At 58.5% G+C, this 22,473-nt stretch carries 24 protein-coding genes and 1 pseudogene; 16 read left to right on the top strand and 9 right to left on the bottom strand.

Annotation, left to right across the window (positions count from 1 at the left end):
* Positions 1-24: 24 nt before the first annotated feature.
* Both rsxB and metG read right to left on the bottom strand, forming a co-directional pair.
* Positions 25-981 carry an electron transport complex subunit RsxB gene (gene rsxB / locus HX823_RS20300; protein WP_177076301.1) on the bottom strand — a complete coding sequence of 319 codons (957 nt, stop codon included), beginning with the start codon at positions 979-981 and terminating at the stop codon, positions 25-27.
* Between the two features lie 112 nt (positions 982-1,093).
* Positions 1,094-3,145 carry a methionine--tRNA ligase gene (gene metG, locus HX823_RS20295; protein WP_177076299.1) on the bottom strand — a complete coding sequence of 684 codons (2,052 nt, stop codon included), beginning with the start codon at positions 3,143-3,145 and terminating at the stop codon, positions 1,094-1,096.
* A 172-nt stretch (positions 3,146-3,317) separates the two neighbouring features.
* Between metG and apbC the strand changes: the two genes are divergently transcribed.
* Entirely contained in the window at positions 3,318-4,412 is a 1,095-nt protein-coding gene (gene apbC, locus HX823_RS20290; RefSeq protein WP_177076297.1) for an iron-sulfur cluster carrier protein ApbC, read from the top strand.
* 492 nt (positions 4,413-4,904) lie between these two features.
* Here the strand turns inward: apbC and fdxA are convergent, their stop codons facing one another.
* The 4 genes from fdxA to HX823_RS20270 form a co-directional block, all read right to left on the bottom strand.
* Positions 4,905-5,228, bottom strand: coding sequence for a ferredoxin FdxA (gene fdxA, locus HX823_RS20285; RefSeq protein ID WP_033899812.1), 324 nt, complete (start codon positions 5,226-5,228; stop codon positions 4,905-4,907).
* Positions 5,229-5,370: 142 nt separating this feature from the next.
* On the bottom strand, positions 5,371-7,962 hold the full coding sequence (gene mutS, locus HX823_RS20280; RefSeq protein WP_177076295.1) for a DNA mismatch repair protein MutS: 2,592 nt from the start codon (positions 7,960-7,962) through the stop codon (positions 5,371-5,373).
* Positions 7,963-8,200: 238 nt separating this feature from the next.
* Positions 8,201-8,368 (bottom strand): hypothetical protein, encoded by a 168-nt coding sequence (locus tag HX823_RS20275; protein ID WP_177076293.1) that lies wholly within the window; start codon positions 8,366-8,368, stop codon positions 8,201-8,203.
* The gene (locus tag HX823_RS20270; protein ID WP_235165469.1) at positions 8,368-9,123 is read right to left on the bottom strand and encodes a zeta toxin family protein; all 756 of its coding nucleotides are present in this window, start codon (positions 9,121-9,123) and stop codon (positions 8,368-8,370) included. Before HX823_RS20270 ends, HX823_RS20275 begins: the two co-directional genes overlap by 1 nt.
* Positions 9,124-9,279: 156 nt before the next feature.
* Here HX823_RS20270 and HX823_RS20265 point away from each other — a divergent pair, with 156 nt between their 5' ends.
* From HX823_RS20265 to recX, 11 genes and pseudogenes are all read left to right on the top strand, one after another.
* A complete protein-coding gene (locus tag HX823_RS20265) occupies positions 9,280-10,014 on the top strand; it encodes an XRE family transcriptional regulator (protein ID WP_016977944.1) in 735 nt (244 codons plus the stop codon).
* Positions 10,015-10,609: 595 nt separating this feature from the next.
* Positions 10,610-10,954: a phage holin family protein gene (locus tag HX823_RS20260; RefSeq protein WP_016977943.1), complete on the top strand. Its 345-nt coding sequence runs from the start codon at positions 10,610-10,612 to the stop codon at positions 10,952-10,954.
* Positions 10,955-10,975: 21 nt separating this feature from the next.
* Entirely contained in the window at positions 10,976-11,533 is a 558-nt protein-coding gene (locus HX823_RS20255; RefSeq protein ID WP_177076291.1) for a hypothetical protein, read from the top strand.
* Entirely contained in the window at positions 11,527-11,712 is a 186-nt protein-coding gene (locus HX823_RS20250; RefSeq protein WP_080642401.1) for a Com family DNA-binding transcriptional regulator, read from the top strand. Before HX823_RS20255 ends, HX823_RS20250 begins: the two co-directional genes overlap by 7 nt.
* A gap of 11 nt (positions 11,713-11,723) precedes the next feature.
* Positions 11,724-12,686 carry a hypothetical protein gene (locus HX823_RS20245; RefSeq protein ID WP_177076289.1) on the top strand — a complete coding sequence of 321 codons (963 nt, stop codon included), beginning with the start codon at positions 11,724-11,726 and terminating at the stop codon, positions 12,684-12,686.
* A gap of 389 nt (positions 12,687-13,075) precedes the next feature.
* Positions 13,076-13,261, top strand: a pseudogene (locus tag HX823_RS20240) (MFS transporter); the annotation flags it as partial.
* Positions 13,262-13,318: 57 nt separating this feature from the next.
* Entirely contained in the window at positions 13,319-13,876 is a 558-nt protein-coding gene (locus HX823_RS20235; RefSeq protein WP_038847875.1) for a glycoside hydrolase family 19 protein, read from the top strand.
* Positions 13,864-14,325 (top strand): lysis system i-spanin subunit Rz, encoded by a 462-nt coding sequence (locus HX823_RS20230; RefSeq protein ID WP_016977938.1) that lies wholly within the window; start codon positions 13,864-13,866, stop codon positions 14,323-14,325. Before HX823_RS20235 ends, HX823_RS20230 begins: the two co-directional genes overlap by 13 nt.
* Positions 14,326-14,406: 81 nt before the next feature.
* Complete coding sequence (locus HX823_RS20225) at positions 14,407-14,907, top strand: CinA family protein (RefSeq protein WP_095014909.1); 501 nt, start codon at positions 14,407-14,409, stop codon at positions 14,905-14,907.
* 84 nt (positions 14,908-14,991) lie between these two features.
* Positions 14,992-16,050: a recombinase RecA gene (gene recA, locus HX823_RS20220; protein ID WP_010170065.1), complete on the top strand. Its 1,059-nt coding sequence runs from the start codon at positions 14,992-14,994 to the stop codon at positions 16,048-16,050.
* A 2-nt stretch (positions 16,051-16,052) separates the two neighbouring features.
* Positions 16,053-16,520 (top strand): recombination regulator RecX, encoded by a 468-nt coding sequence (gene recX, locus HX823_RS20215; RefSeq protein WP_033899922.1) that lies wholly within the window; start codon positions 16,053-16,055, stop codon positions 16,518-16,520.
* 145 nt (positions 16,521-16,665) lie between these two features.
* On the opposite strand, the gene HX823_RS20210 is transcribed toward recX, so the two are convergent.
* Both HX823_RS20210 and HX823_RS20205 read right to left on the bottom strand, forming a co-directional pair.
* Complete coding sequence (locus HX823_RS20210; protein WP_177076286.1) at positions 16,666-17,778, bottom strand: TIGR00730 family Rossman fold protein; 1,113 nt, start codon at positions 17,776-17,778, stop codon at positions 16,666-16,668.
* Positions 17,779-18,053: 275 nt separating this feature from the next.
* Positions 18,054-18,494 (bottom strand): PA3611 family quorum-sensing-regulated virulence factor, encoded by a 441-nt coding sequence (locus tag HX823_RS20205; protein WP_010212685.1) that lies wholly within the window; start codon positions 18,492-18,494, stop codon positions 18,054-18,056.
* Positions 18,495-18,673: 179 nt separating this feature from the next.
* Here HX823_RS20205 and HX823_RS20200 point away from each other — a divergent pair, with 179 nt between their 5' ends.
* The 3 genes from HX823_RS20200 (at position 18,674) to HX823_RS20190 (ending at position 20,621) form a co-directional block, all read left to right on the top strand.
* Positions 18,674-19,393, top strand: coding sequence for a tRNA-uridine aminocarboxypropyltransferase (locus HX823_RS20200; protein WP_038847867.1), 720 nt, complete (start codon positions 18,674-18,676; stop codon positions 19,391-19,393).
* A gap of 139 nt (positions 19,394-19,532) precedes the next feature.
* Positions 19,533-20,183: a response regulator transcription factor ErdR gene (gene erdR / locus HX823_RS20195; protein ID WP_003189050.1), complete on the top strand. Its 651-nt coding sequence runs from the start codon at positions 19,533-19,535 to the stop codon at positions 20,181-20,183.
* Between the two features lie 75 nt (positions 20,184-20,258).
* Positions 20,259-20,621: a diacylglycerol kinase gene (locus HX823_RS20190; RefSeq protein WP_003172176.1), complete on the top strand. Its 363-nt coding sequence runs from the start codon at positions 20,259-20,261 to the stop codon at positions 20,619-20,621.
* Positions 20,622-20,624: 3 nt separating this feature from the next.
* Here the strand turns inward: HX823_RS20190 and HX823_RS20185 are convergent, their stop codons facing one another.
* Positions 20,625-21,551 (bottom strand): LysR family transcriptional regulator, encoded by a 927-nt coding sequence (locus HX823_RS20185; protein ID WP_177076284.1) that lies wholly within the window; start codon positions 21,549-21,551, stop codon positions 20,625-20,627.
* A 123-nt stretch (positions 21,552-21,674) separates the two neighbouring features.
* Here HX823_RS20185 and fpr point away from each other — a divergent pair, with 123 nt between their 5' ends.
* Positions 21,675-22,454 carry a ferredoxin-NADP reductase gene (gene fpr, locus HX823_RS20180; RefSeq protein WP_003189055.1) on the top strand — a complete coding sequence of 260 codons (780 nt, stop codon included), beginning with the start codon at positions 21,675-21,677 and terminating at the stop codon, positions 22,452-22,454.
* Positions 22,455-22,473 lie beyond the last annotated feature (19 nt).

Genomic DNA, 22,473 nt, shown 5'->3' with positions numbered 1-22,473 from the left:
TTGTAGCAATACAGGCTTTGCGGGTCAGGCGTTGCCGTGGGCATCGACTTGGCGCTGCGCCTCGTCGAGGTTGTGCTGCGCCTCGGCCAGTTGCTGCGGGTTGGCGTTCAAGTCCTGGGCTTTCTTCAATTCTGCGCGGCGCATCGCCAGCTGGATTTTGGCGCGTTTCAGGTCGGCAGTATTCAAGGCCATAGGGACTGCCTTTGGTGTGGTGTCCCGTTCCAGGGCAGCCAGCGCTTGTTCTGCCGCTTCGAACTGCTGCTGCAAGACGATCAACTGCGATTGTTGTTCAAAGGTTGGCGGGTGACCGAAGGCCTTCAAGGATTTATGCAGTTGGGCTCGGCTCATGGCGACCGTGATTTTGGCTTTCTTGATCGCGCCATCCTGTGCTGCATCGGCTTGCACGGGTAAAACCGGCACTGAGCGTTTGGCCCGAGCCTGGCGTTCGGCGACTTTTTGCGCTTCCTCTCGTTGCAGCCGCGCGTTGCGTTGCTCATAACGCCGCCTTGCCCGGTCGCGCTTGAGGTGGCGTTCATGGCGTTGCTGATCATTGGTGGCCAGGCCACCCACAATCGGCAATTCCGTGGCTGTCGGGCGCATTTCTATGCAATCAACGGGGCAGGGCGCGACGCAGAGGTCGCAACCGGTGCACTCATCGACAATGACCGTGTGCATCAGCTTGGCTGCGCCGACAATGGCGTCCACCGGGCAGGCCTGGATGCACTTGGTGCAACCGATGCACTCGGCTTCGCGGATATAGGCAATCTGGGCCGGGGCTTCCCCTCGGCTGATATCCAGTTCCAGCGCCGGCACGCGCAACAATTGCGCAAGGCCAGCAATGGTTTCTTGTCCACCAGGCGGGCACTTGTTGATCGCTTCGCCCTGAGCAATACCCTCGGCGTAAGGCTTGCAACCAGGGTGCCCGCATTTGCCGCATTGGGTCTGCGGCAGCAGCGCGTCGATACGTTGAATGAGGTTCATGGGGTGATCATGGGGATGCCGGTTAACAAACAGAAGCTGATTATCCGGCAAGCGAAAAGAGGGGACTAGCTGAAAAGCCCTGCCGCCGAAACGACAGGGCTGTCTTACAGGCTTACTTGATACGTTGGCCCGGCTTGGCACCGCTGTCAGGGCTGAGCAGGTAGATCTCTTCCCCGCCAGGGCCGGCTGCCATCACCATGCCCTCGGAGATGCCGAACTTCATTTTCCGAGGCTTGAGGTTGGCGATCATCATGGTCAGGCGACCATCAAGCTTGGACGGGTCCGGATAAGCGCTCTTGATGCCGGAGAACACGTTGCGTTGCTCGCCGCCGAGGTCCAGGGTCAGGCGCAGCAGCTTGTCGGCACCCTCCACGGCTTCGGCCTTGACGATCAGCGCGACACGCAGGTCCACAGCGGCGAAAGCATCAAAGTCGATTTCCGCAGAGATCGGATCTTTGGCCAACTCACCGTTGCCCGCGGGCGCAGCCGAACCGGTATCGGTCTGGCTGGCAACCAGGTCTTCTTTCGAAGCGTCGGTCATGGCCTGAACTTTCACCGGGTCGATACGGGTCATCAGCGGCTTGAACTCGTTCAACTGATGGTTGCTGAGCAAGGTGGTGTGATCGTTCCAGGTCAGCGGCGCCACATTGAGGAACGCCTCGGCGTCGGCGGCCAGCAGAGGCAGCACCGGCTTGAGGAAGATCACCAGTTGGCGGAACAGGTTGACGCCCGTGGCGCAGATCGCCTGCACTTCCGCCTGCTTGCCTTCCTGTTTGTTCAGCGACCACGGTGCCTTGTCGGCGATCCAGGCGTTGGCACGGTCGGCCAGGCCCATGATCTCGCGCATGGCGCGGGCAAAATCGCGCGCTTCGTAGGCATCGGCGATGCTGGGCGCAGCGGCCAGGAACGCTTCAGTCAGATCCGGCGCAGCGTTCTCGGCCACCAGCAGGCCCGCATTGCCCTTTTGGATAAACCCGGCACAACGGCTGGCAATGTTGACAACCTTGCCGACCAGGTCCGAGTTGACCTTCTGTACGAAGTCTTCCAGGTTCAGGTCCAGGTCATCGACGCCACGGCCCAGCTTGGAGGCGTAGTAGTAGCGCAGGTATTCCGGCGACAAGTGATCCAGGTAGGTGCGTGCCTTGATGAAGGTGCCACGGGACTTGGACATCTTCTGGCCATTGACCGTCAGGTAGCCGTGCACGGCAATGGCGGTGGGCTTGCGGTAGCCCGACCCCTCAAGCATGGCCGGCCAGAACAGCGCGTGGAAGTTGACGATGTCCTTGCCGATGAAGTGGTACAGCTCGGCGGTGGAGTCCTTGTTCCAGAACGTGTCGAAGTCCAGCTCCGGCGTGCGGTCGCACAGGTTCTTGAAGCTGGCCATGTAGCCGATTGGAGCATCCAGCCACACGTAGAAATATTTGCCCGGCTCGCCTGGGATCTCGAAGCCGAAGTACGGCGCATCGCGGGAGATGTCCCACTGCTGCAGGCCGCTGTCGAGCCATTCGGAGAGTTTGTTGGCCACGGCGTCCTGCAGGGTGCCGCTGCGGGTCCAGGTTTGCAGCATCTGCTGGAAATCCGGGAGCTTGAAGAAGAAGTGCTGGGAATCCTTGAGCACCGGGGTGGCGCCAGAGATTGCCGACTTAGGGTTCTTCAGCTCGGTGGGTGCATAGGTCGCACCGCATTTTTCGCAGTTGTCGCCGTACTGGTCTTCGGTGCCGCATTTCGGGCAGGTGCCCTTGATGAAGCGGTCGGCCAGGAACATTTTCTTTTCCGGGTCGAAATACTGGGTCACCGAACGCTGGTCGATATGCCCGGCTTCTTTCAAGCGCAGGTAGATCTGGCTCGACAGCTCACGGTTTTCTTCGGAGTGGGTCGAGTGGAAGTTATCGAAGTCCACCAGGAACTCGGCAAAGTCGGCGCTGTGTTCAGCCTGCACGTTGGCGATCAGTTGTTCCGGGGTGATCCCTTCCTTTTCGGCGCGCAACATGATGGCCGAACCATGGGCGTCGTCCGCGCAGACATAAATGCATTGGTTGCCGCGATGCTTCTGGAAGCGCACCCACATATCGGTCTGGATGTACTCAAGCATATGGCCAAGATGGATGGAACCATTGGCATAGGGCAGGGCGCTGGTGACGAGGATCTTGCGTGGCTCGGACATGGGGCTCGGCTACTTGATGAAACGGAGGTCGGCCACTATAAAGCGCCGGGAAATATATTTCACCCCGTGGCGCTGTTTCAGAATCTTCCGAACCTGCGAAAGCATGCCGTTACGCCGCTGGAACGGTTAGGATAGCCGCCTGTTTCAGTCAGTCTTTTTTCGGGAGTAGCCCATGAGCGCCGTCAATCGCGCAGCGGTGGAAGCCGTGCTTCGCCAGTACACCGACCCCTATTTGAACCAGGACCCGGTCAGTGCCGGCTGTGTACGTTCCATCGACGTCCAGGGCGACCAGGTGTCGGTCCAGTTGGAACTCGGCTACGCCGCCGGCCTGTTCAAAAGCGGTTGGGCGCAGATGCTGCAAATGGCCATCGAGGGCCTCGACGGGGTGCGTTCGGCCAAGGTCGACATCCAGTGTGTGATCGCCGCGCACAAGGCCCAGGCGCAGATCCCGGGCCTGTCCAACGTCAAGAACGTGGTGGCCGTGGCCTCCGGCAAGGGCGGCGTGGGCAAATCCACCACGGCGGCCAACCTGGCCTTGGCCCTGGCCCGCGAAGGTGCGCGCGTGGGCATCCTTGATGCGGACATCTACGGCCCGAGCCAAGGCGTGATGTTCGGCATCGCCGAGGGCACACGGCCGAAGGTCAAGGACCAGAAGTGGTTCGTGCCAATTGAGTCCTTGGGCGTGGAAGTGATGTCCATGGCCTTCCTTACCGATGACAACACACCGATGGTCTGGCGCGGGCCAATGGTCTCCGGCGCCTTGCTGCAACTGGTCACCCAGACCGCCTGGGGCGATTTGGACTACCTGGTGATCGACATGCCACCAGGCACGGGCGATATCCAGCTGACCCTGGCGCAGAAAGTCCCGGTGGCTGGCTCGGTGATCGTCACCACGCCCCAGGACCTGGCGCTGCTCGACGCGAGAAAAGGCGTGGAAATGTTCCGCAAGGTCAATATCCCGGTGCTGGGCGTGGTGGAGAACATGGCGGTGCACATCTGCTCCAATTGCGGCCACGCGGAGCACCTGTTCGGCGAAGGCGGTGGCGAGAAACTGGCCACCCAATATGGGGTGGAACTGCTGGCCTCATTACCACTGTCGATGGTTATTCGTGAACAGGCTGACGGCGGCAAGCCGACGGTCGCGGCGGACCCTGATGGCCAGATCGCCATGGTCTATCAGGAGCTTGCCCGCCATGTCGGTGCACGTATTGTGCTGCAGGAAGCCGCTGCGCCAGCGATGCCGACCATCACCGTCAGCGACGACTGAGGGCATTGAAGGGAAAAAGCCTCGACAGTGTCGGGGCTTTTTCATCTCTGGGCAGTGGTCAAAGCGGGTTTATTTCTCATTTACGCAATTGGTCGTGTAAGCATTCGCTTACTTTTTCGTAAGCGTTTGGGTTTTTTACCCGCCAAGTCCATCCCGGTTGGTCGAAAGAGTTTTCCATCTTATTGAAAAATAACAATTAATTATTGTCTGTTGAGCATCACAGCCTGTCAGCCGCAGAAACGGATCCCGTTGAACTTCCTTTGGAACTCTCTAACATCAGCCCTGTGTCCACGGATTGACACAACCATCAAGGAACGATGGTTAAGGGAATATCGCAGGATGCGATTCATCAGGATGATGAAAAGGAATACAGGGACTAGGGAAAAAATGTGGGCGGGTCATACCGCCCCTTTTTTTTGCCTGTAGGAAAGTGACACCCACCTTCCAGAAACGCAAAAAGGCCCGCAAGGGGCCTTTTTGGACGCGACGCTATCAGCGTTCGAGGTCAGCAATTTTACCCGTCTTGCCATCCCATTCCGCAGCATCCGGCATCGGATCTTTGCGCTCAGTGATATTCGGCCAGATTTCAGCCAGCTCGACGTTCAGCTGAATGAACTGCTCCATACCTGCCGGGACTTCATCCTCGGAGAAAATAGCGACGGCCGGGCATTCAGGTTCACACAGGGCGCAATCAATGCACTCGTCCGGGTGGATGACCAGGAAGTTCGGGCCTTCGTAGAAGCAGTCCACCGGACATACTTCCACGCAGTCGGTGTACTTGCACTTGATGCAGTTGTCGGTGACGACGAAGGTCATTTCTAATTTTCTCCTCAGGCGGCGGCAGCGAAACCCTTTGTGGCAGGGCTCGCGAGGTTCGGGAGCGATAGTCTGCAGGCCAGGCTAATAGCCTGCAGCATCCCAAACCGCGCGAGAGTCTACCAGCTTGCAAGCCTCAGCGTTATATCCGAGTCTTCAGTGCATATAACATTTCGAGCGCTTTTCGCGGCGTCAAGTCATCCAGGTCAAGCTTTGCCAACTCATCCAGCACCGGGTGGGGCAGGCTGGCGAACATGTCGCTCTGATGTGGCGCAGCCGGTTTGCTGGAGGCTTTGGCAGGGCTGGCGACCACGGTTTCATGGGGCAGGGCCGTGGTTTCCAGGCGGCTGAGGTGTTCGCGGGCGCGGGTGATCACGGCATTCGGCACACCGGCCAGTTGGGCCACGGCCAGGCCGTAACTCTGGCTGGCCGGCCCCGGCAGCACGTGGTGCAGGAACACGATACGCTCGTTGTGCTCAGTGGCGTTCAGGTGCACGTTCGCCACCAGCGGTTCACTTTCCGGCAGTACGGTCAGCTCGAAATAGTGGGTGGCAAACAGCGTATAGGCACGCAGATGCGCCAGGCGCTCGGCCGCCGCCCAGGCCAGGGATAGCCCGTCGAAAGTGCTGGTGCCGCGACCCACTTCGTCCATCAGCACCAGGCTGCGTTCAGTGGCATTGTGCAAGATGTTGGCGGTCTCGCTCATTTCCACCATAAAGGTCGAACGGCCACCGGCCAGGTCATCGCTGGAGCCGATCCGGGTGAAAATGCGATCCACCAGGGACAGCTCGCAACTGGCCGCCGGCACAAAGCTGCCGATGTGCGCCAACAGCACAATCAAAGCGGTCTGACGCATGTAGGTGGATTTACCGCCCATGTTCGGTCCGGTGATCACCAGCATGCGGGTATCGTCGTCCAGCGACAGGTCGTTGGCGACGAACGGCGTGGTCAACACCTGTTCTACGACCGGGTGGCGACCTTGCACGATGCGCATGCACGGCTCGCTGACAAAACGCGGGCAGTTCAGGTCAAGGTTTAGCGCGCGCTCGGCCAGGTTGCTCAGCACATCCAGCTCGGCCAGGGCGGCGGCGGTGTCCTGCAGCGGTGCCAACTGGCTGATCAGGTCTTCCAGCAGGTTTTCATAGAGCATCTTTTCCCGAGCCAGGGCACGGCTCTTGGCCGACAGTGCCTTGTCTTCGAATTCTTTCAGCTCTGGGGTGATAAACCGTTCGGCGCCTTTCAGTGTCTGGCGACGTTGATAGTCGATGGGGGCCGACTCGGCCTGCTTGCTCGGCAATTCGATGAAGTAGCCGTGCACACGGTTGTAGCCGACTTTCAGGTTGGCCAGGCCGGTACGGGCTTTTTCGCGGGCTTCCAGGTCAATCAGGAACTGCCCGGCGTTTTCGCTCAGGGCTTGGAGTTCGTCCAACTCGCTGTCGTAACCGGTCTTCAAGACGCCGCCGTCGCGGATGATCGCGGGCGGGTTGTCGATGATGGCTTTTTCCAGCAACGCCGCCAGCTCCGGGTAAGTACCGGCGGTGACCGCGAGCTGTTGCAGGTGCGGCGTGTCCAGTTCGGTCATCGCCGCTTGCAATTGTGGCAAGGCACCGAGGGCGTCACGCAGGCGCGCCAAGTCACGCGGCCGCGCATTACGCAGGCCGATCCGCGCCAGGATGCGCTCGATATCGCCGATTTCCTTCAGCTGTGGCTGCAGCTTTTCAAAGCGATAACCGTCCAGCAGGCACGTAATAGAAGTCTGACGCGCCTGCAGCACGCTCAAGTCGCGCAACGGGCGGTTCAGCCAGCGGGTCAGCAAACGGCTGCCCATGGCGGTCTGGCAACGGTCGACCACCGATTGCAGGGTGTTATCACGCCCGCCGGCCAGGTTGGTGTCCAATTCCAGATTGCGACGGCTCGCGCCATCGAGCACCACGGTATCGTCCAGACGCTCATGGCGTAGGCTGCGCAAATGCGGCAGGGCGGTGCGCTGGGTTTCCTTGGCATAGCCCAGCAAGCAACCGGCGGCGCCGATGGCCAGGGTCAGGGTTTCGCAGCCGAAGCCTTTAAGGTCTTGCACCGAGAACTGTTGGCACAGACTTTTCAACGCCGAGTCACGCTCAAAATCCCACGGTGCGCGACGCTTGGCCCCACGGCGTTTTTCCGCCGGCAGATCCTTCGGCCAATCGTCCGGGATCAACAGCTCAACCGGGTTGATGCGCTCCAGCTCGGCCAGCAGGTTCTCCCAGCCTTTGATCTCCAGCACGCTGAAGTTGCCACTGGTGATGTCCAGCACCGACAGGCCAAACAGACGCTCATCGCCCAACACTGCTGCAATCAGGTTGTCGCGACGCTCATCCAGCAGCGCCTCATCACTCACCGTCCCCGGCGTAATAATGCGCACCACCTGACGTTCCACCGGCCCCTTGCTGGTGGCTGGGTCACCGATCTGCTCACAGATCACCACCGACTCGCCGAGCTTCACCAGCTTGACCAGGTAACCTTCCAACGAATGGTAAGGAATCCCACACATTGGAATCGACTGCCCCGCCGACTGCCCGCGCGCGGTCAGGGTGATGTCCAGCAGCTTGGCGGCTTTCTTCGCGTCTTCGTAGAAGATCTCGTAGAAGTCGCCCATGCGGTAGAACATCAACTGATCAGGGTGCTGGTTCTTGAGTCGCCAGTACTGCTGCATCATTGGAGTGTGGGAGGACAGATCGGACGTGTTTTTACTCATTGGGTCGTAGGCAAATTCGTTGAAAGTGATGGGGCAAAGGGCGCGCTTGGCCCAGCATTTATTGCAATGGCGGCAAGGTTAACACGCGAGTTCGGGGGGCGCAGGTCGCAAATGGAGAAGGTAAAACGTAAACGTGGCGACATCTCAGTTCAAGGCACCGCTCCCGTACTCGCAGGTTAAATTTGCCCAATAAAAAGCCCGGCGCCAGGCCGGGCTTCAGAACGCGGTTTTGATGCAATCAGGCGCGCTTTGCCTGGGCCTTCATTATTACAAGGTTTTGTTGCTTGGTCGCTTCGGTGAGAACTTCACTGTAAACGCGCTTTTTCTGATCGGATTTTGCGTCACGAATAAAGTCGGCAAAGGAGCTTTTCACACCTTTGGACAAGCCAAGCTTGATCGAAATCATCAATGTGCTCCTGATGGTGGCCTGAGCTTGGCCTCGAGATCGGCCCACGTATGCTGCTCAGGGATATGGTAGTCAATCTTATCGACACCCGCTTTGTAGAGACGTCCAGAGTTGTCGATGTGTTTGATGAGCAAATCCACGTGAACGCTGCTCCCGTACTCTAGCTTAAGGGCATTCACTACGTCACGCGCGGCAAAGTATTGCTCGATGAAATGCTCTTTACGAATTCTTCTGCCCTCGGCCTCCTCACGGGCCTTCACGAACTCCCATGCAAGCATGGGGTTTTGATACACATACAATATCTGTACGAATCTTCCCTTTTTCAACGAGCGTTCGACATTTCTTTTGGCGACCGTAAGATTCGAAAACGTGCCATCGAGAAGAAAGGACTGTCGTTGGTCGAGAGCATGGTCGATCATTTTTTCGACCAGAATCGACACTCCTCGTTGGAAAAGCCAGGAATTTGCTCCGTTATAAGTGGCAAACTCGTTGCGAAGTTCATCGGGATCGATTCGTAAAATAGGGGTGTCAGCGAACAGGTTTATAAGAGCGACTGAGGCCTCAGTTTTTCCTGCGCCCGGTGATCCTGCCATGAATACAGACACTGGCGACTCTTCCGACGGATAGATCGCTTTGTCTGTCAGGCGTCTGGCAATTGACTTTTTATTTGAGCGAGCAAATCGCAGTGCTTCTTCTGAGATTTCGATCTCTGCGACTGTCATTTTGTCAGTGTCGTGAAATGCGGCCTGCTCCATCAAAACATCCCCATTTGTTTCAGTGGTGTATCAAAGATTATCACTCGGATAAAACCTCAGAGCTGGCCGAAACCTCACCTAACACATATTAGCGCCCGCATAAGATATGCAAATTAGCATTTGCCAACCCCAAAATCTCCCGTCACTATCCTCGTTATGCAAAAACGCAACGTTTCTATCGTCTTACGTGAACTGCTGGACCGCGACCGGATCTCCCCCACGGAGCTTCACCGGCGTACCGGCGTGCCTCAATCCACGCTGTCCCGGATCCTCAGCGGCAAGATCGTTGATCCGTCGGACAAGCACATTTCCCGCATCGCCGAGTATTTCCGTGTGAGCACCGACCAACTGCGCGGGCGCGTGGCGGTGGGCGTTTCGCGGGAAGATGGACGCGACCCGATGCATTCGGAACTCAAGGACATAAGCCTGTGGGACGACGACACGCCCGTGAATGACGACGAGGTGTCGATCCCCTTTCTGCGCGAGGTTGAATTGGCTGCTGGATCAGGAAGATTCGTCATCGAGGAAAGCGAGAAGGCCAGCCTGCGGTTCGGCAAGCGCAGCCTGCGGCATAACGGTGTGCAGTTCGACCAGGCCAAGTGTGTGACGGTGCGTGGCAACAGCATGTTGCCGGTGCTGCGTGATGGCGCGACGGTCGGGGTGAACGCGGGCAAAAGCGGCATTGGTGATATCGTCGATGGTGACTTGTATGCCATCAACCACAACGGCCAATTGCGGGTTAAACAGCTCTACCGCCTGCCTTCCGGGATTCGCCTGCGCAGTTTCAATCGTGATGAGCACCCGGATGAGGACTACAGCTTCCAGGATATCCAGGATGAGCAGATCAGTATCCTGGGTCATGTGTTTTGGTGGGGTATGTACGCCCGTTAACCTCCTTCTGTAAGACAAAGCCCGCCAAAGAGCGGGTTTTTTTACGTCTGTAAAAAACCACTCAACCCGCAGCCTACAAGCCCGAAAATGCATTCGTGCATTACCTTGTGAAAATAAATGCATTTGTGCATTGACTGTATATGCATACATGCATATTCTCCATCTCAAGCCAGCCAACAAGGCCTGGTGGAGGCGGCAAGGATGCTGCCAATCAATACAAGGAAGTCACGCAGCACCGGCAAGGACGCCATCCGAGCGATGGCAAGGACGCCAGCAACACCGGCAAGGAAGCCGACGCTCTTTAGTTTCACCGCTTAACAAACAGGCAGCGATGGACCGGCCTTAACGGTTCAGAGGGTTGGCAACTGACCCGGGTGTGCAGCGTAAAGCACCAGAAGCAGTTATCCGGCAGACAGGGATCGTGGTCGGAAAAACATCGAGGAGAGATCCGTACCGCGCCAGTAGCGCCGAAAGATCGAACGTGGACCGCATTACTGAAAAGCCCGGGCAACCGGGCTTTTTGGAATGCCTACCTACCCATGGATTTACCCAAGAGCCGGTCTTTGGCCGGGAGTGCTCAGCCAGGAGGCGTGACATGACAAACGAGCAGCAAGCGTTAGCGGAAATGCCTATCTGGCTGGTGATCGTACTGGCGCTGATTGGCGGTGTATCCGGCGAAATGTGGCGCGCCGACAAGGAGGGCGCCCGCGGTTGGTCGCTGATCCGGCGCCTGGCGCTGAGGTCTGGGGCATGCATGGTCTGCGGGGTATCGGCATTAATGCTGTGCTACGCCGCCGGCATGTCGATCTGGACCGCCGGTGCCATTGGCTGCCTGACGGCCATGGCCGGTGCGGACGTGGCCATCGGCCTTTATGAACGCTGGGCGGCCAAGCGCATCGGGGTCAACGAGACCCCAACCTCTCGCCCGGATCAGCAGTAACCGCTGCAAGGATGCAAGCAGATGACACTTCTCGAAAAACCTTCCCAGCTGCCTGTGGCGATTGGCGAAGTGCTGAAGCGCGCGTTCCCACAACTACGGGTCGGTAATCACCATGACCTCTCCGACACGGGCGACAAAACCGGCATTTTGATCAGCGTGGAGCGCAATGGCCCGGGCGTTCGCTCCCTTGCCGGGCGCAAGGCGCATGCCTTGTCGGTTTCACTCAGGGCTACGGTCGTCAGTGGCTCGGCGCCCTTTGACGCCTGCGACCTGGCCAGCCGACTGATGGATCTGGCCCTGGATAACCGTTGGGGCCTGCCGCCTGATCAATGTGACCTGCCCACCGCGATTGTCGCGGCACCTTCCGTGCTCACCGGCGCGGAAACGGACTATGACACTTGGATTGTATCCTTCACCCAGAACTTCTACCTCGGACTGTCTCTGCTCAAAGATCCCGCAGGCATGCCGCCGTCTACGGACCTGTATGTAGGTGGGTGTGAGAGGGCGGCGAATGTAACGCCGCTTCCTAATCAATCACACGGAAAAGGTGGTTCAGTAAAAGGAATTTGCAGATGTTGAAAGAGTTCAGATGCGGTAACTGCAACCGACTTCTCGCCCGCACGGGTGGATTTACAGAGCTCCAGATCAAATGTTCCCGATGTGGGACGCTGAATCATGTGAAGGCCGCGAGCCTCGAGCAATCGCCCATGAGCGCCATACGCCCAATTCAGAGGCCTGAACTTAAATCAGCTCAGTAATGGAGTTTAAAATGGAAAATGCAAACTCGGCGTCTCAAACCTTGCAAGATCTTTGGACTCAAGTACAACCGGTGGATAACACTGGCATGCTTAGGCGCGTGGTTTTTGCGCAAGGCAAGTTTTATGCGGTTGGTGGTAACGGTCTTAACACAACCACTCAGGTTGTCAGCGGAGGCGTAACTGGTACAGCGTGGACCAAGCTTAAGGGCGCCGTCACCTCTGATAGCGCAAAGGTCCTCAACGAGCTGTACTGGAACGGTATTGGGGTATCGCTTCAAGCCCTTTCTCAATCCGGCAATCTGATCTTCGGCGACGCAGCACGCCCTGAAAGGGTTTGGACAGACCTTACGGCAACTGTTCGCGCGTCCGGAGACTTGCAAGGCATTGTGTTTTATCAACCAATTTCCGGTAACAGCTACACCTGGATACTGGTTGGGTCTAACGGTAAAGTCTTTTCCCGTTATAGCGATTGGTCAGGCCTGGTGGAGCGCACTACGACCTTCACTTCTAGCGAGACTGTGTACTGCGTCAACGTCATTGGCAGTTTTGTGTTGGTTGCGGGATCGAATGGGAAGCTGCTTAGCGCAGTGAAGATGGCGACGGAAAATCCGCAAACATTCACGCCCAGAACCAGCACCTTTGGCACTAGCACTATCCTTTCCATGAAGCTTTGCAACGGGAAAATGTTTATCGTTGGTGCGGATGGCAAGATGGCATATTCATCCGATGGGCTTAGCTGGACTGCTGTTGAAGATACCAGTTTCGGTGGAACCATCATCCGCGACATTGCTTACGGTAATGGCAAGTATGTAGCTGTCGGCGACGGCGGCAAGACAGCCGTTTCCGAGGATGGGATCGGTTGGGTTCAGCAAGCCAACACTTTCGCAGGAATCGATATCCGGAGCGTCGCCTATGGCAACGGCAAGTTTATAGCTGTTGGTGCAGACGGCAAGATTGCTTACTGGATTCCATGATCTTCTGTCTCCTTGCGTAATAGAGCCCAGCCGTCGCGCTGGGCTTTTTCATTTCTGATTCAGGCTCGCCACAGCCAGGGTGGCCCTTCGGGGGATGCCTGGACGCTGATAAGCCGGTAGTGCAGCGCTACGGAAAAAAAATCGGCCGCCCGTGCGCTCTGTTCACACCAGACTTCCAGAGTGGCGCGAGACTGGATTGGCGAGATCGATGCATTGGGGCGTCGACGCTGGGCTGGTCTTTGGCTGACTGCGGGAAAGACCGCGCACCTATTCAGGGCCTCGACATGATCGGGGCCTTTTCGTTTTCGGCTCCACCACACCCATTGCTCCGAGCTGGGAGTGCTGCTGGGGCCGTTCCAATTCAAGTCATGCCCCACGGAGTCGAGCGCATGGAGTATTTACAGCGCCTGCTCGACAAGATCGACCGGTTCGAATTGTTGATTGCGGGCCTCGTCGGGGCGGTGATCGCCAGTTGTTGGCACAAGGACGACCTGGCGAATTGGCGTACCTGGGTGATCTTCTTAATCACTGGGGGCGCGAGTTCGTTGCACCTGGCTGGAATGGTCAGTGCCTATCGCAGTTCTAACACGGACGTTGGTTTGTCTACCTAGGGGGCTTTCAAGGTGACCGTGGTGGTGATAACGCAGCCTCAATTGATTCAAATCATTCCAGGCGCTAGCCGTATGGCGGGAGTTTTTTCAACCGCGTTGAATGCGTCTTTTGTTCGGTACGAAATCAACAGCGTGCTGCGCGCCGCCGCTTTTCTCGCGCAGATCGGCCACGAATCCGGCGAACTGCACTACGTGCGCGAACTCGGCAGCGATACTTATTTGAGCAAGTACGACACCGGTACGTTGGCCGCGCGCCTGGGCAATACGCCTGAAGCGGACGGCGACGGCCAAAAGTACCGGGGCAGGGGGCTGATCCAGGTCACCGGTCGCCGCAACTACCTGGCATGCAGCCAAGCGCTGTTCGGCGATGATCGCTTGCTGCAACAACCCGAATTACTGGAGCAACCACAATGGGCCTGTGAATCCGCCGCCTGGTTCTGGCAAAGCAATGGCTTGAATGAACTCGCCGACAAGGACCAGTTCACCACCATCACCCGGCGTATCAACGGCGGGCTCAATGGCCTGGAGGACCGTTTGCAGTTGTGGGCGCGGGCGAAGGTGGTGTTATGCGTTTCTTAGTTGCGATTGGCGTATGCGTGCTGGTGGTCGTTGTCTGGCAGGTGCAGGCGTGGCGGTACGGGGCACAGATTGAACGCTTGTCGGCCGCACAGACCCAGAAAGCCCTGCATCTACAGCAGGCCGAGCAAGACAGACGGCTGGCCCTTGAGCAACAGCTCAGTGCCATCGACCAACAACATGCCCGGGAGTTGAGCGATGCCCAACGTACTCAAGCAGCTTTGCGTGACCGCATTGCCACTGCTGATGTGCGGCTGTCAGTCCTTCTCGACGCCTCCAGTGGCTGCCCAATGCCAGCCGCCACCGCCGCCGGCAGCGTGGTTCATGCAGCCCCGCGAGCCCGACTTGACCCAGCGCATGCTCAGCGAATTATCCGCATCACCGACGACGGCGACAGCGCCCTGATTGCCTTGCGTGCCTGCCAGGCGTATGTGCGAGCCGTCGCCCGTTAGTGTCTTGAGACAGTCCGTCACTTGCGTGTGAGATTGTCTCCTGTAGGGTAGGCGAACCCCCGCCCACGACTGGAGACGACCGTGAAGGAAATCACTCAACTGGCTGCTGAACTGGGGCGCCGTTTGCAGGTGCTCAACGCCCACGTCACCACCGCCGAGTCCTGCACCGGCGGCGGAATCGCGGAAGCCATTACGCGGATTCCGGGAAGTTCGGCCTGGTTCGAGGCGGGGTATGTCACCTATTCCAATCGCCAGAAGACCCGCCAGTTGAATGTGCCGGAAACGTTGTTTCCAAAAGTCGGCGCCGTCAGCCAGGAAGTGGTGGAGGCAATGGTGCGTGGTGCACAGGAAAAAAGCCTGGCGCGCTTTGCCGTGGCGGTCAGTGGTGTAGCGGGACCGGATGGCGGTTCGCCGGACAAACCCGTGGGCACGGTATGGCTGGCTTTCGGCGTCGGCGATGAGGTTACGGCCGAGCTTGAGCACTTCACCGGTAACCGCGACGAGGTCCGCCGACAAACGGTAAAGGCCGCGCTAGAGGGCTTGTTGCGACGAGCTGCAGCAGAAATAGAAAATCAGGGGTAGGCGATCTCCGATCTTTGTGGAACAATACTGTCTACTTATACAGGTGTTGGCCGCCCCGGCCTTATTGATTACGTGAGGACTTTAATGGACGACAACAAGAAGAAAGCCTTGGCTGCGGCCCTGGGTCAGATCGAACGTCAATTCGGCAAGGGTGCCGTAATGCGTATGGGCGATCACGACCGTCAGGCGATCCCGGCTATTTCCACGGGCTCTCTGGGTCTGGACATCGCGCTCGGCATTGGCGGCCTGCCAAAAGGCCGTATCGTTGAAATCTACGGTCCTGAATCTTCCGGTAAAACTACCCTGACTTTGTCGGTGATTGCCCAGGCGCAGAAAATGGGCGCCACCTGTGCGTTCGTCGACGCCGAGCACGCCCTGGACCCTGAATACGCCGGCAAACTGGGCGTCAACGTTGACGACCTGCTGGTTTCCCAGCCGGACACCGGTGAGCAAGCCCTGGAAATCACCGACATGCTGGTGCGCTCCAACGCCATCGACGTGATCGTGGTCGACTCCGTGGCGGCCCTGGTACCCAAGGCTGAAATCGAAGGCGAAATGGGTGACATGCACGTGGGCCTGCAGGCCCGTCTGATGTCCCAGGCGCTGCGTAAAATCACCGGTAACATCAAGAACGCCAACTGCCTGGTGATCTTCATCAACCAGATCCGTATGAAGATCGGCGTGATGTTCGGCAGCCCGGAAACCACCACCGGTGGTAACGCGCTGAAGTTCTACGCTTCGGTCCGTCTGGACATCCGTCGTACCGGCGCGGTGAAAGAAGGTGACGAGGTTGTCGGTAGCGAAACCCGCGTTAAAGTCGTGAAGAACAAAGTGGCCCCGCCTTTCCGTCAGGCCGAGTTCCAGATTCTCTACGGCAAGGGTATCTACCTGAACGGCGAGATGATCGACCTGGGCGTGCTGCATGGTTTTGTCGAAAAATCCGGTGCCTGGTATGCCTACAACGGCAGCAAGATCGGTCAAGGCAAGGCCAACTCGGCCAAGTTCCTGGCGGACAACCCGGACATCGCCGCCACGCTTGAAAAGCAGATTCGCGACAAGCTGCTGACTGCTGCTCCAGACGTGAAAGCTGCCGCCAACCGCGAGCCGGTTGAAGAAGTGGAAGAAGTAGACACTGACATCTAACGATGACAGTTGTGCTGGATACACTCGTCGCCGTTCGGCGCACTGCGATGGACCTGCTCGCTCGCCGCGAGCACGGTCGAGTCGAGCTGACGCGTAAATTGCGTCAGCGCGGCGCAGAGCCCGAGATGATCGAAAGCGCCCTCGACCGCTTGACGGAAGAGGGGCTGCTTTCCGAAGCCCGTTATCTAGAAAGTTTTGTCTCGTACCGAGCCCGTTCGGGTTATGGCCCGGCGCGTATTCGCGAAGAGCTGAGCCAGCGAGGCCTGCAACGAGCGGATATCGACCTTGCCCTGCGCGAGTGCGGGATCAGTTGGCAGGCGCAGTTGGAAGACACCTGGCGGCGCAAGTTCTCTGGCCATCTGCCGATTGATGCCAAGGAACGGGCGAAGCAGGGACGATTCCTCAGCTATCGCGGGTTTTCGATGGAAATGATCAGCCGCTTGTTGAGCGGCCGAGACATGGACGACTGAACACTGCTGTAGAGGTGAGCGAGCTGTTGTGGCGAGGGAGCTTGCTCCCGCTGGGCTGCGCAGCAGCCCCAATTGCTTCACCTGATACACCACCAAAAAAGACCCACTATGAAAATAGTGGGTCTTTTTTTTTGCCCTCAAAAAATCACGCCGGCTCCGGCGCCACTCGCTGCTGCGCCTTGCCCTGAGCCTGTGCCCAGTTCTCCGGTAAATTGATGTAGTCCACCAACTCCCGCAGCCGGCCCTGATCGCGCCCGTTGAAGTTGAACACCAGCCGCGTCAAATGGCTGAACCTCGGTTCATCATGTTCCTCGCCGGTATACGAGAGCTGCTGGAACTCTCCACTCAGTCGCAGGCTGGCGAACTCGCCTTGCAAATGGGCCAATGCGCGTTCACTGAGCGGGTGATTCATGCGCACCACAAACTCGCGTTTCAGCCAACGGGTGGAGTGGAAGTTGGCATAAAACTGGTTGATCTCTTCCACAGCCTCTTCGGCGCTGTACACCAGGCGTACCAGCTTGAGGTCGGTGGGCAGGATGTAGCGGTTGGCTTCCAACTGGCTGCGGATAAAGTCCAGGGCGCCTTGCCAGAACCCACCACCCGGCGCGTCCAGCAGCACCACCGGGACCAGTGGGCTCTTGCCGGTCTGGATCAGGGTCAGCACTTCCAATGCTTCATCCAGGGTGCCGAAACCGCCCGGGCACAGCACCAAGGCATCGGCCTCCTTGACGAAGAACAGCTTGCGGGTAAAGAAGAAGTGGAAGGACAGCAGGTTCTCAGTGCCATCGATGGTCGGGTTGGCATGCTGTTCAAACGGCAGGGTGATGTTGAAACCCAGGCTGTGTTCCAGGCCCGCGCCTTCGTGGGCGGCGGCCATGATGCCGCCACCGCCGCCGGTGATCACCATCAGGTCCGAACGTGCCAGTGCCGCGCCGACTTCGCGGGCCAGTGCATACAATGGGCTTTCTATCGGTGTGCGAGCCGAGCCGAACACCGTGACCTTGCGGCGGCCCTTGAACTGTTCGAGCACGCGAAAGGCATTGTCCAGCTCGCGGATGGCTTGCAGGGTGATCTTGGCGTTCCAGCGGTTGCGGTCGTCCTGGGCCATGCGCAGCACGGTGAGGATCATGTCGCGATAAAGGGGGATATTCGGACTGTTTGGGGCGATCAGTTGGAGTTGTGCGTCGACCTGCTGGGTGAGGTCGGTGCCGTGTTCTTCGAAGTGTCGGAGCAGGCGGTCATTCGGTTCGTAAGGCATTCAACTTCTCCTTCTTGCAGGGCACCTTCGCCGCAGGCGACGACACTGCTTGTGTCGCTGTTCGCCGTAGGGGCAACCTTCTTTTGCCCTGAAAATGTTACAGAACAGCATGAAAAGCGCTGTGGATGAACGGTTGGGATGACTTGATCATGGGCCGGAAAACCGTTGGCTGGCAACCACTTATTGGTCGCTCAATACGGAGTCTAGCTGTCTGGAAGCACTTGAAGCGGGGGGGAGTGCGCGCCACCGAACGGCAGCACGCGAAGGTCAAGCCGTTACTTTTTCTTTTTTGCCGCAGCCGGTGCCGGGCAATCCGCTTCCACGAACTTCACCGAGGCCACAGGACGGTTGGTCTTGTTCTCAGTGATTTCGTAACGCATCACCGCACCCTTGGCCATCAGCTCGCGGTAGCCCTTGTTCAGGCACACGCTCTGACCGAGCTGGAAGTACACCGCCTTGGGGTTCGCGCGCATCTGTTCGGCGCGGTCGGGCAAGACGCTCAGGTGGTCGATCAGTTGCATGCCTTCAACGGTGTAGGCCACTTCCAGGGTCTTTTCGTCGATTTCCCGGGGCAGGTCCTTGTTGCTCTCAGCCGCGACGCTTTGCAGCTTGCGGTTCATTTGGGCCTCCAGCAGCGAGGCCGCCTGGGCGCACACGGGCAATACCAGCGCGAGGGCGACGGATGGGGCGACAAGGCGCAGCATGGAACGCAGCATGAAACTCTCCTGATTCGGTTACTGGTGCATAGACCAGCCACTGCGCTGTGCGTTCAGTGGCGCGCAATTATAGGTGAGCCCTTGCCACTACAGCCAGGCGTATCGCTGGTAAACTGCCGCCACTTCAGCCGTCCACGAGTTTTCACCGTGTCGATCTACCCGTCCCACCGGCGCATCCGATGAGCCACGCCGTTTCCCGTCTGCGCACCCAGCGTCTGGCCCGTGCCGTCCGGCCGTTCCTCAACCGTGGTTCGCGTGCCGAGCGCTGCCCCGGCTGCCGGGTCATTCCTGAGTACTGCCTGTGTGCCTGGCGGCCCAACGTCGCCGCCACTTCAGCGATGTGCCTGCTGATGCATGACGTGGAACCCATGAAACCCAGCAATACAGGCTGGCTGATCGCCGATGTGATCGACGACACCACCGCGTTCGCCTGGTCACGTACCGAGGTCGATCCAGACCTGCTCACGTTGCTGGCCGACCCGCAGTGGCAGCCCTATATCGTGTTCCCCGGCGAATTCGTCGCACCGGAGCGCGTCGTCAGCGAGGTGAAGGTAGAGGAGGGCAAGCGTCCGCTGTTCATCCTGCTGGATGGCACTTGGAGCGAAGCGCGCAAAATGTTCCGCAAAAGCCCCTACCTGGAGCATTTGCCGGTGCTCAGTCTGGCGCCCGAGCAGCTATCGCGCTACAAACTGCGCCGTTCCAAACGCGACGACCACTTCTGCACCGCCGAAGTCGCTGCTCTATGCCTTGAGCTGGCCGATGACCTGGTGGCCAGTGAAGTCCTGGACGCCTACCTGGATGTGTTCAGCACCCATTACCTGGCCGCCAAGTTCCAGATGCCGCTGGATCCGACGGATACTGTTCATACGCGCCTTGCTCCCTATATTGCGACGGTATAACCAGACGACGTTTGCATGATGGCACCCCAAACCCGCAACCCGCTAAAATGCCCACGGGCGTAGCGCTTGACCCCCCAGGCTGCGCTGGGCATGCTGGGCGCCGATCAGGGCACCCCTAAAAAACAGGATCATTTAATCAATGGCCACATACGAAATCCTGATAGCCGATGACCACCCGCTGTTTCGCAGTGCGTTGCACCAGGCCGTGACCTTGGGCCTTGGCCCGGACGTCCGCCTGGTTGAAGTGGCCAGCATTGCCGAGCTGGAAGCCCGCCTTACCGAGAAATCCGACTGGGACCTGGTGCTGCTCGACCTGAACATGCCCGGTGCCTACGGTTTCTCCGGTTTGGTGCTGTTGCGCGGCCAGTACCCGCAGATCCCCGTGGTGATGGTCTCGGCCCAGGAAGAAGCCGACGTGGTGGTGCGCTCCAAGGAGTTTGGCGCCAGCGGTTTCATTCCCAAGTCCAGTGCGATGGAAGATATCCAGAAAGCCGTACGCACCGTGCTGGATGGCGATGTGTCCTGGCCGCCGCAAGCGTTTGAAGAAATCAACGTGTCCGACGAAGCCAAGGCCGCCCGCGATGGCCTTGCCAGCCTGACACCGCAGCAGTTCCGGGTGCTGACCATGGTCTGCGAAGGCTTGTTGAACAAGCAGATTGCCTACGAGTTGAGCGTATCGGAAGCCACCATCAAGGCCCACGTCACGGCGATCTTCCGCAAACTCGGCGTGCGTACCCGCACCCAGGCGGCGTTGCTCTTGCAACAACTTGAGTCAATTTCGCAGCATTAAGCTGTCATCGATTCACGCTTTTTTGACTTGGCGTGATCTAGTTTCCCCACTTCTTTGGTTCAGTTGCCTACGTCTATGTCGCCTTTCAAGGGTCAAACCGGTATCAAACGTATCTTCAATGCTGGGGGCTATTCCCTGGATGGCCTGCGTGCGGCTTTCACCGGCGAGGCGGCGTTCCGCCAGTTGGTGTTGCTCAACGTGATCCTGATCCCATTGAGCTTTTTCCTGAATGTGAGCCGGGTCGAGCGTGCTTTGCTCATCGCCGTGTGCCTGCTGGCGTTGATCGTCGAGTTGCTCAACTCGGCAGTCGAAGCGGCAATCGACCGCATCTCCCTTGACCGCCACCCGCTGTCGAAAAACGCCAAGGACATGGGCAGCGCCGCGCAATTCGTTGCGCTGACCATGATCACCCTGGTCTGGGCCGTGATCCTGATCTAACCCTCAGGCAATACTCGGCAGCACGATCTCGTCGCTGCGCTGAACCCCGGCGGTGAAGGCGCGGCACAGTTCCAGGAACTCGCGCATCGCCGAGGTCTGGTACTTCTGCTTATGCCAGATGAAGTAGAACTGCCGGGCCAGGTCCAGGTCCGGAGTTTCCACCGGTACCAGGCTGCCACGCCGGAACGCGTCGCGCAGTGCCAGCCGCGAAATACAGCCAATCCCCAATCCTGACTCCACTGCACGCTTGATTGCTTCGGTGTGCTCCAACTCCAGGCGAATATTCAGCGCACTGCGGTGATGGCGCATGGCTTGGTCAAAGGTCAGACGTGTGCCTGAGCCTTGTTCCCGCAGGATCCACGCCTCATGGGTCAACTCGTCCATGGTTGCCACCCCGCGCTTGGCTAAATGATGTTGCGGTGCGCAAAACACCACCAGTTCATCCTCCACCCAGGTTTTCACCTCGATATCCGGGTGGCTGCAGTCGCCTTCGATTAGACCCAGGTCAATTTCGTAGTGCGCCACCTGGTGCACGATATGGGCAGTGTTCTGCACATGCAGTTTCACCTGGCTCTCGGGGTGTTGCTGCATGAAGCTGCCGATCAGCAACGTGGCCAGGTAATTGCCGATGGTGAGGGTGGCGCCGACCGCCAGGGAACCGAACCCGCTCTTGCCGTTAAGCAGGTCCTCGATCTCCTTGGCCTGGTCCAACAGCGCCACTGCCTGGGGCAATAGCTGATGACCGAGGGCGTTGAGGCTCAGGCGTTTGCCCGCGCGGTCGAATAATTGGCAGCTGGATTGGCGCTCCAGCTCGGTGATCGAGGTGCTGGCGGCGGATTGAGATAAGGCCAGAAGGCCAGCAGCGCGCGAGACGCTTTCCTGCTGGGCGACGGCGACGAAGACTTGCAGTTGACGGAGAGTAAATCGCATATCGATATAACCGATAACCCTTATCTTAATAATCCAGTTAACAGATATTGTCGCCGCCATTAGAATGCTGTGCAATTGCGCAACTACATTTGGCGCAGACCCATTTCCAGGAGTCCCCCGTACATGAGCAACATGAACCACGAGCGTGTCCTCAGTGTTCATCACTGGAACGACACTCTGTTCAGCTTCAAGTGCACCCGCGATCCGGGCCTGCGCTTCGAGAACGGTCAGTTCGTGATGATCGGCCTGCAACAGCCCAACGGCCGCCCGCTCATGCGCGCTTACTCCATTGCCAGCCCGAACTGGGAAGAGCATCTGGAGTTCTTCAGCATCAAGGTGCCGGATGGCCCGCTGACTTCCCAATTGCAGCACTTGAAGGAAGGCGACGAGATCATCATCAGCAAAAAACCGACGGGCACCCTGGTGCTTGACGATTTGAAACCGGGCAAACACCTGTACCTGCTCAGCACCGGTACTGGCCTGGCGCCGTTCATGAGCGTAATCCAGGACCCGGAAACCTACGAGCGCTTTGAAAAGGTGATCCTGTGCCACGGCGTGCGTTACGTCAACGAAGTCGCCTACCGCGAATTCATCACCGAGCACCTGCCGCAGAACGAATTCTTCGGCGAGGCCCTGCGTGACAAGTTGATCTACTACCCGACCGTGACCCGCGAGCCGTTCGAAAACGAAGGCCGCCTGACCGACCTGATGCGCAGCGGCAAGCTGTTCAGCGACATCGGCCTGCCACCGATCAACCCCGAGGACGACCGCGCCATGCTGTGCGGTAGCCCAAGCATGCTGGACGAAACCAGCGAAGTGTTGAACAGCTTCGGCCTGAAAGTTTCGCCACGGATGCGTGAGCCGGGTGATTACTTGATCGAGCGTGCGTTCGTCGAGAAGTAATGCTGGGTCAGTAACAACA

It is taken from the genome of Pseudomonas sp. P7759, from assembly GCF_013386445.1.
GTDB classification, from domain to species: domain Bacteria; phylum Pseudomonadota; class Gammaproteobacteria; order Pseudomonadales; family Pseudomonadaceae; genus Aquipseudomonas; species Aquipseudomonas azotoformans_A.
Note: the sequence above shows the minus strand (reverse complement) of the source record. Positions and strands in the feature narration are given on the sequence as shown.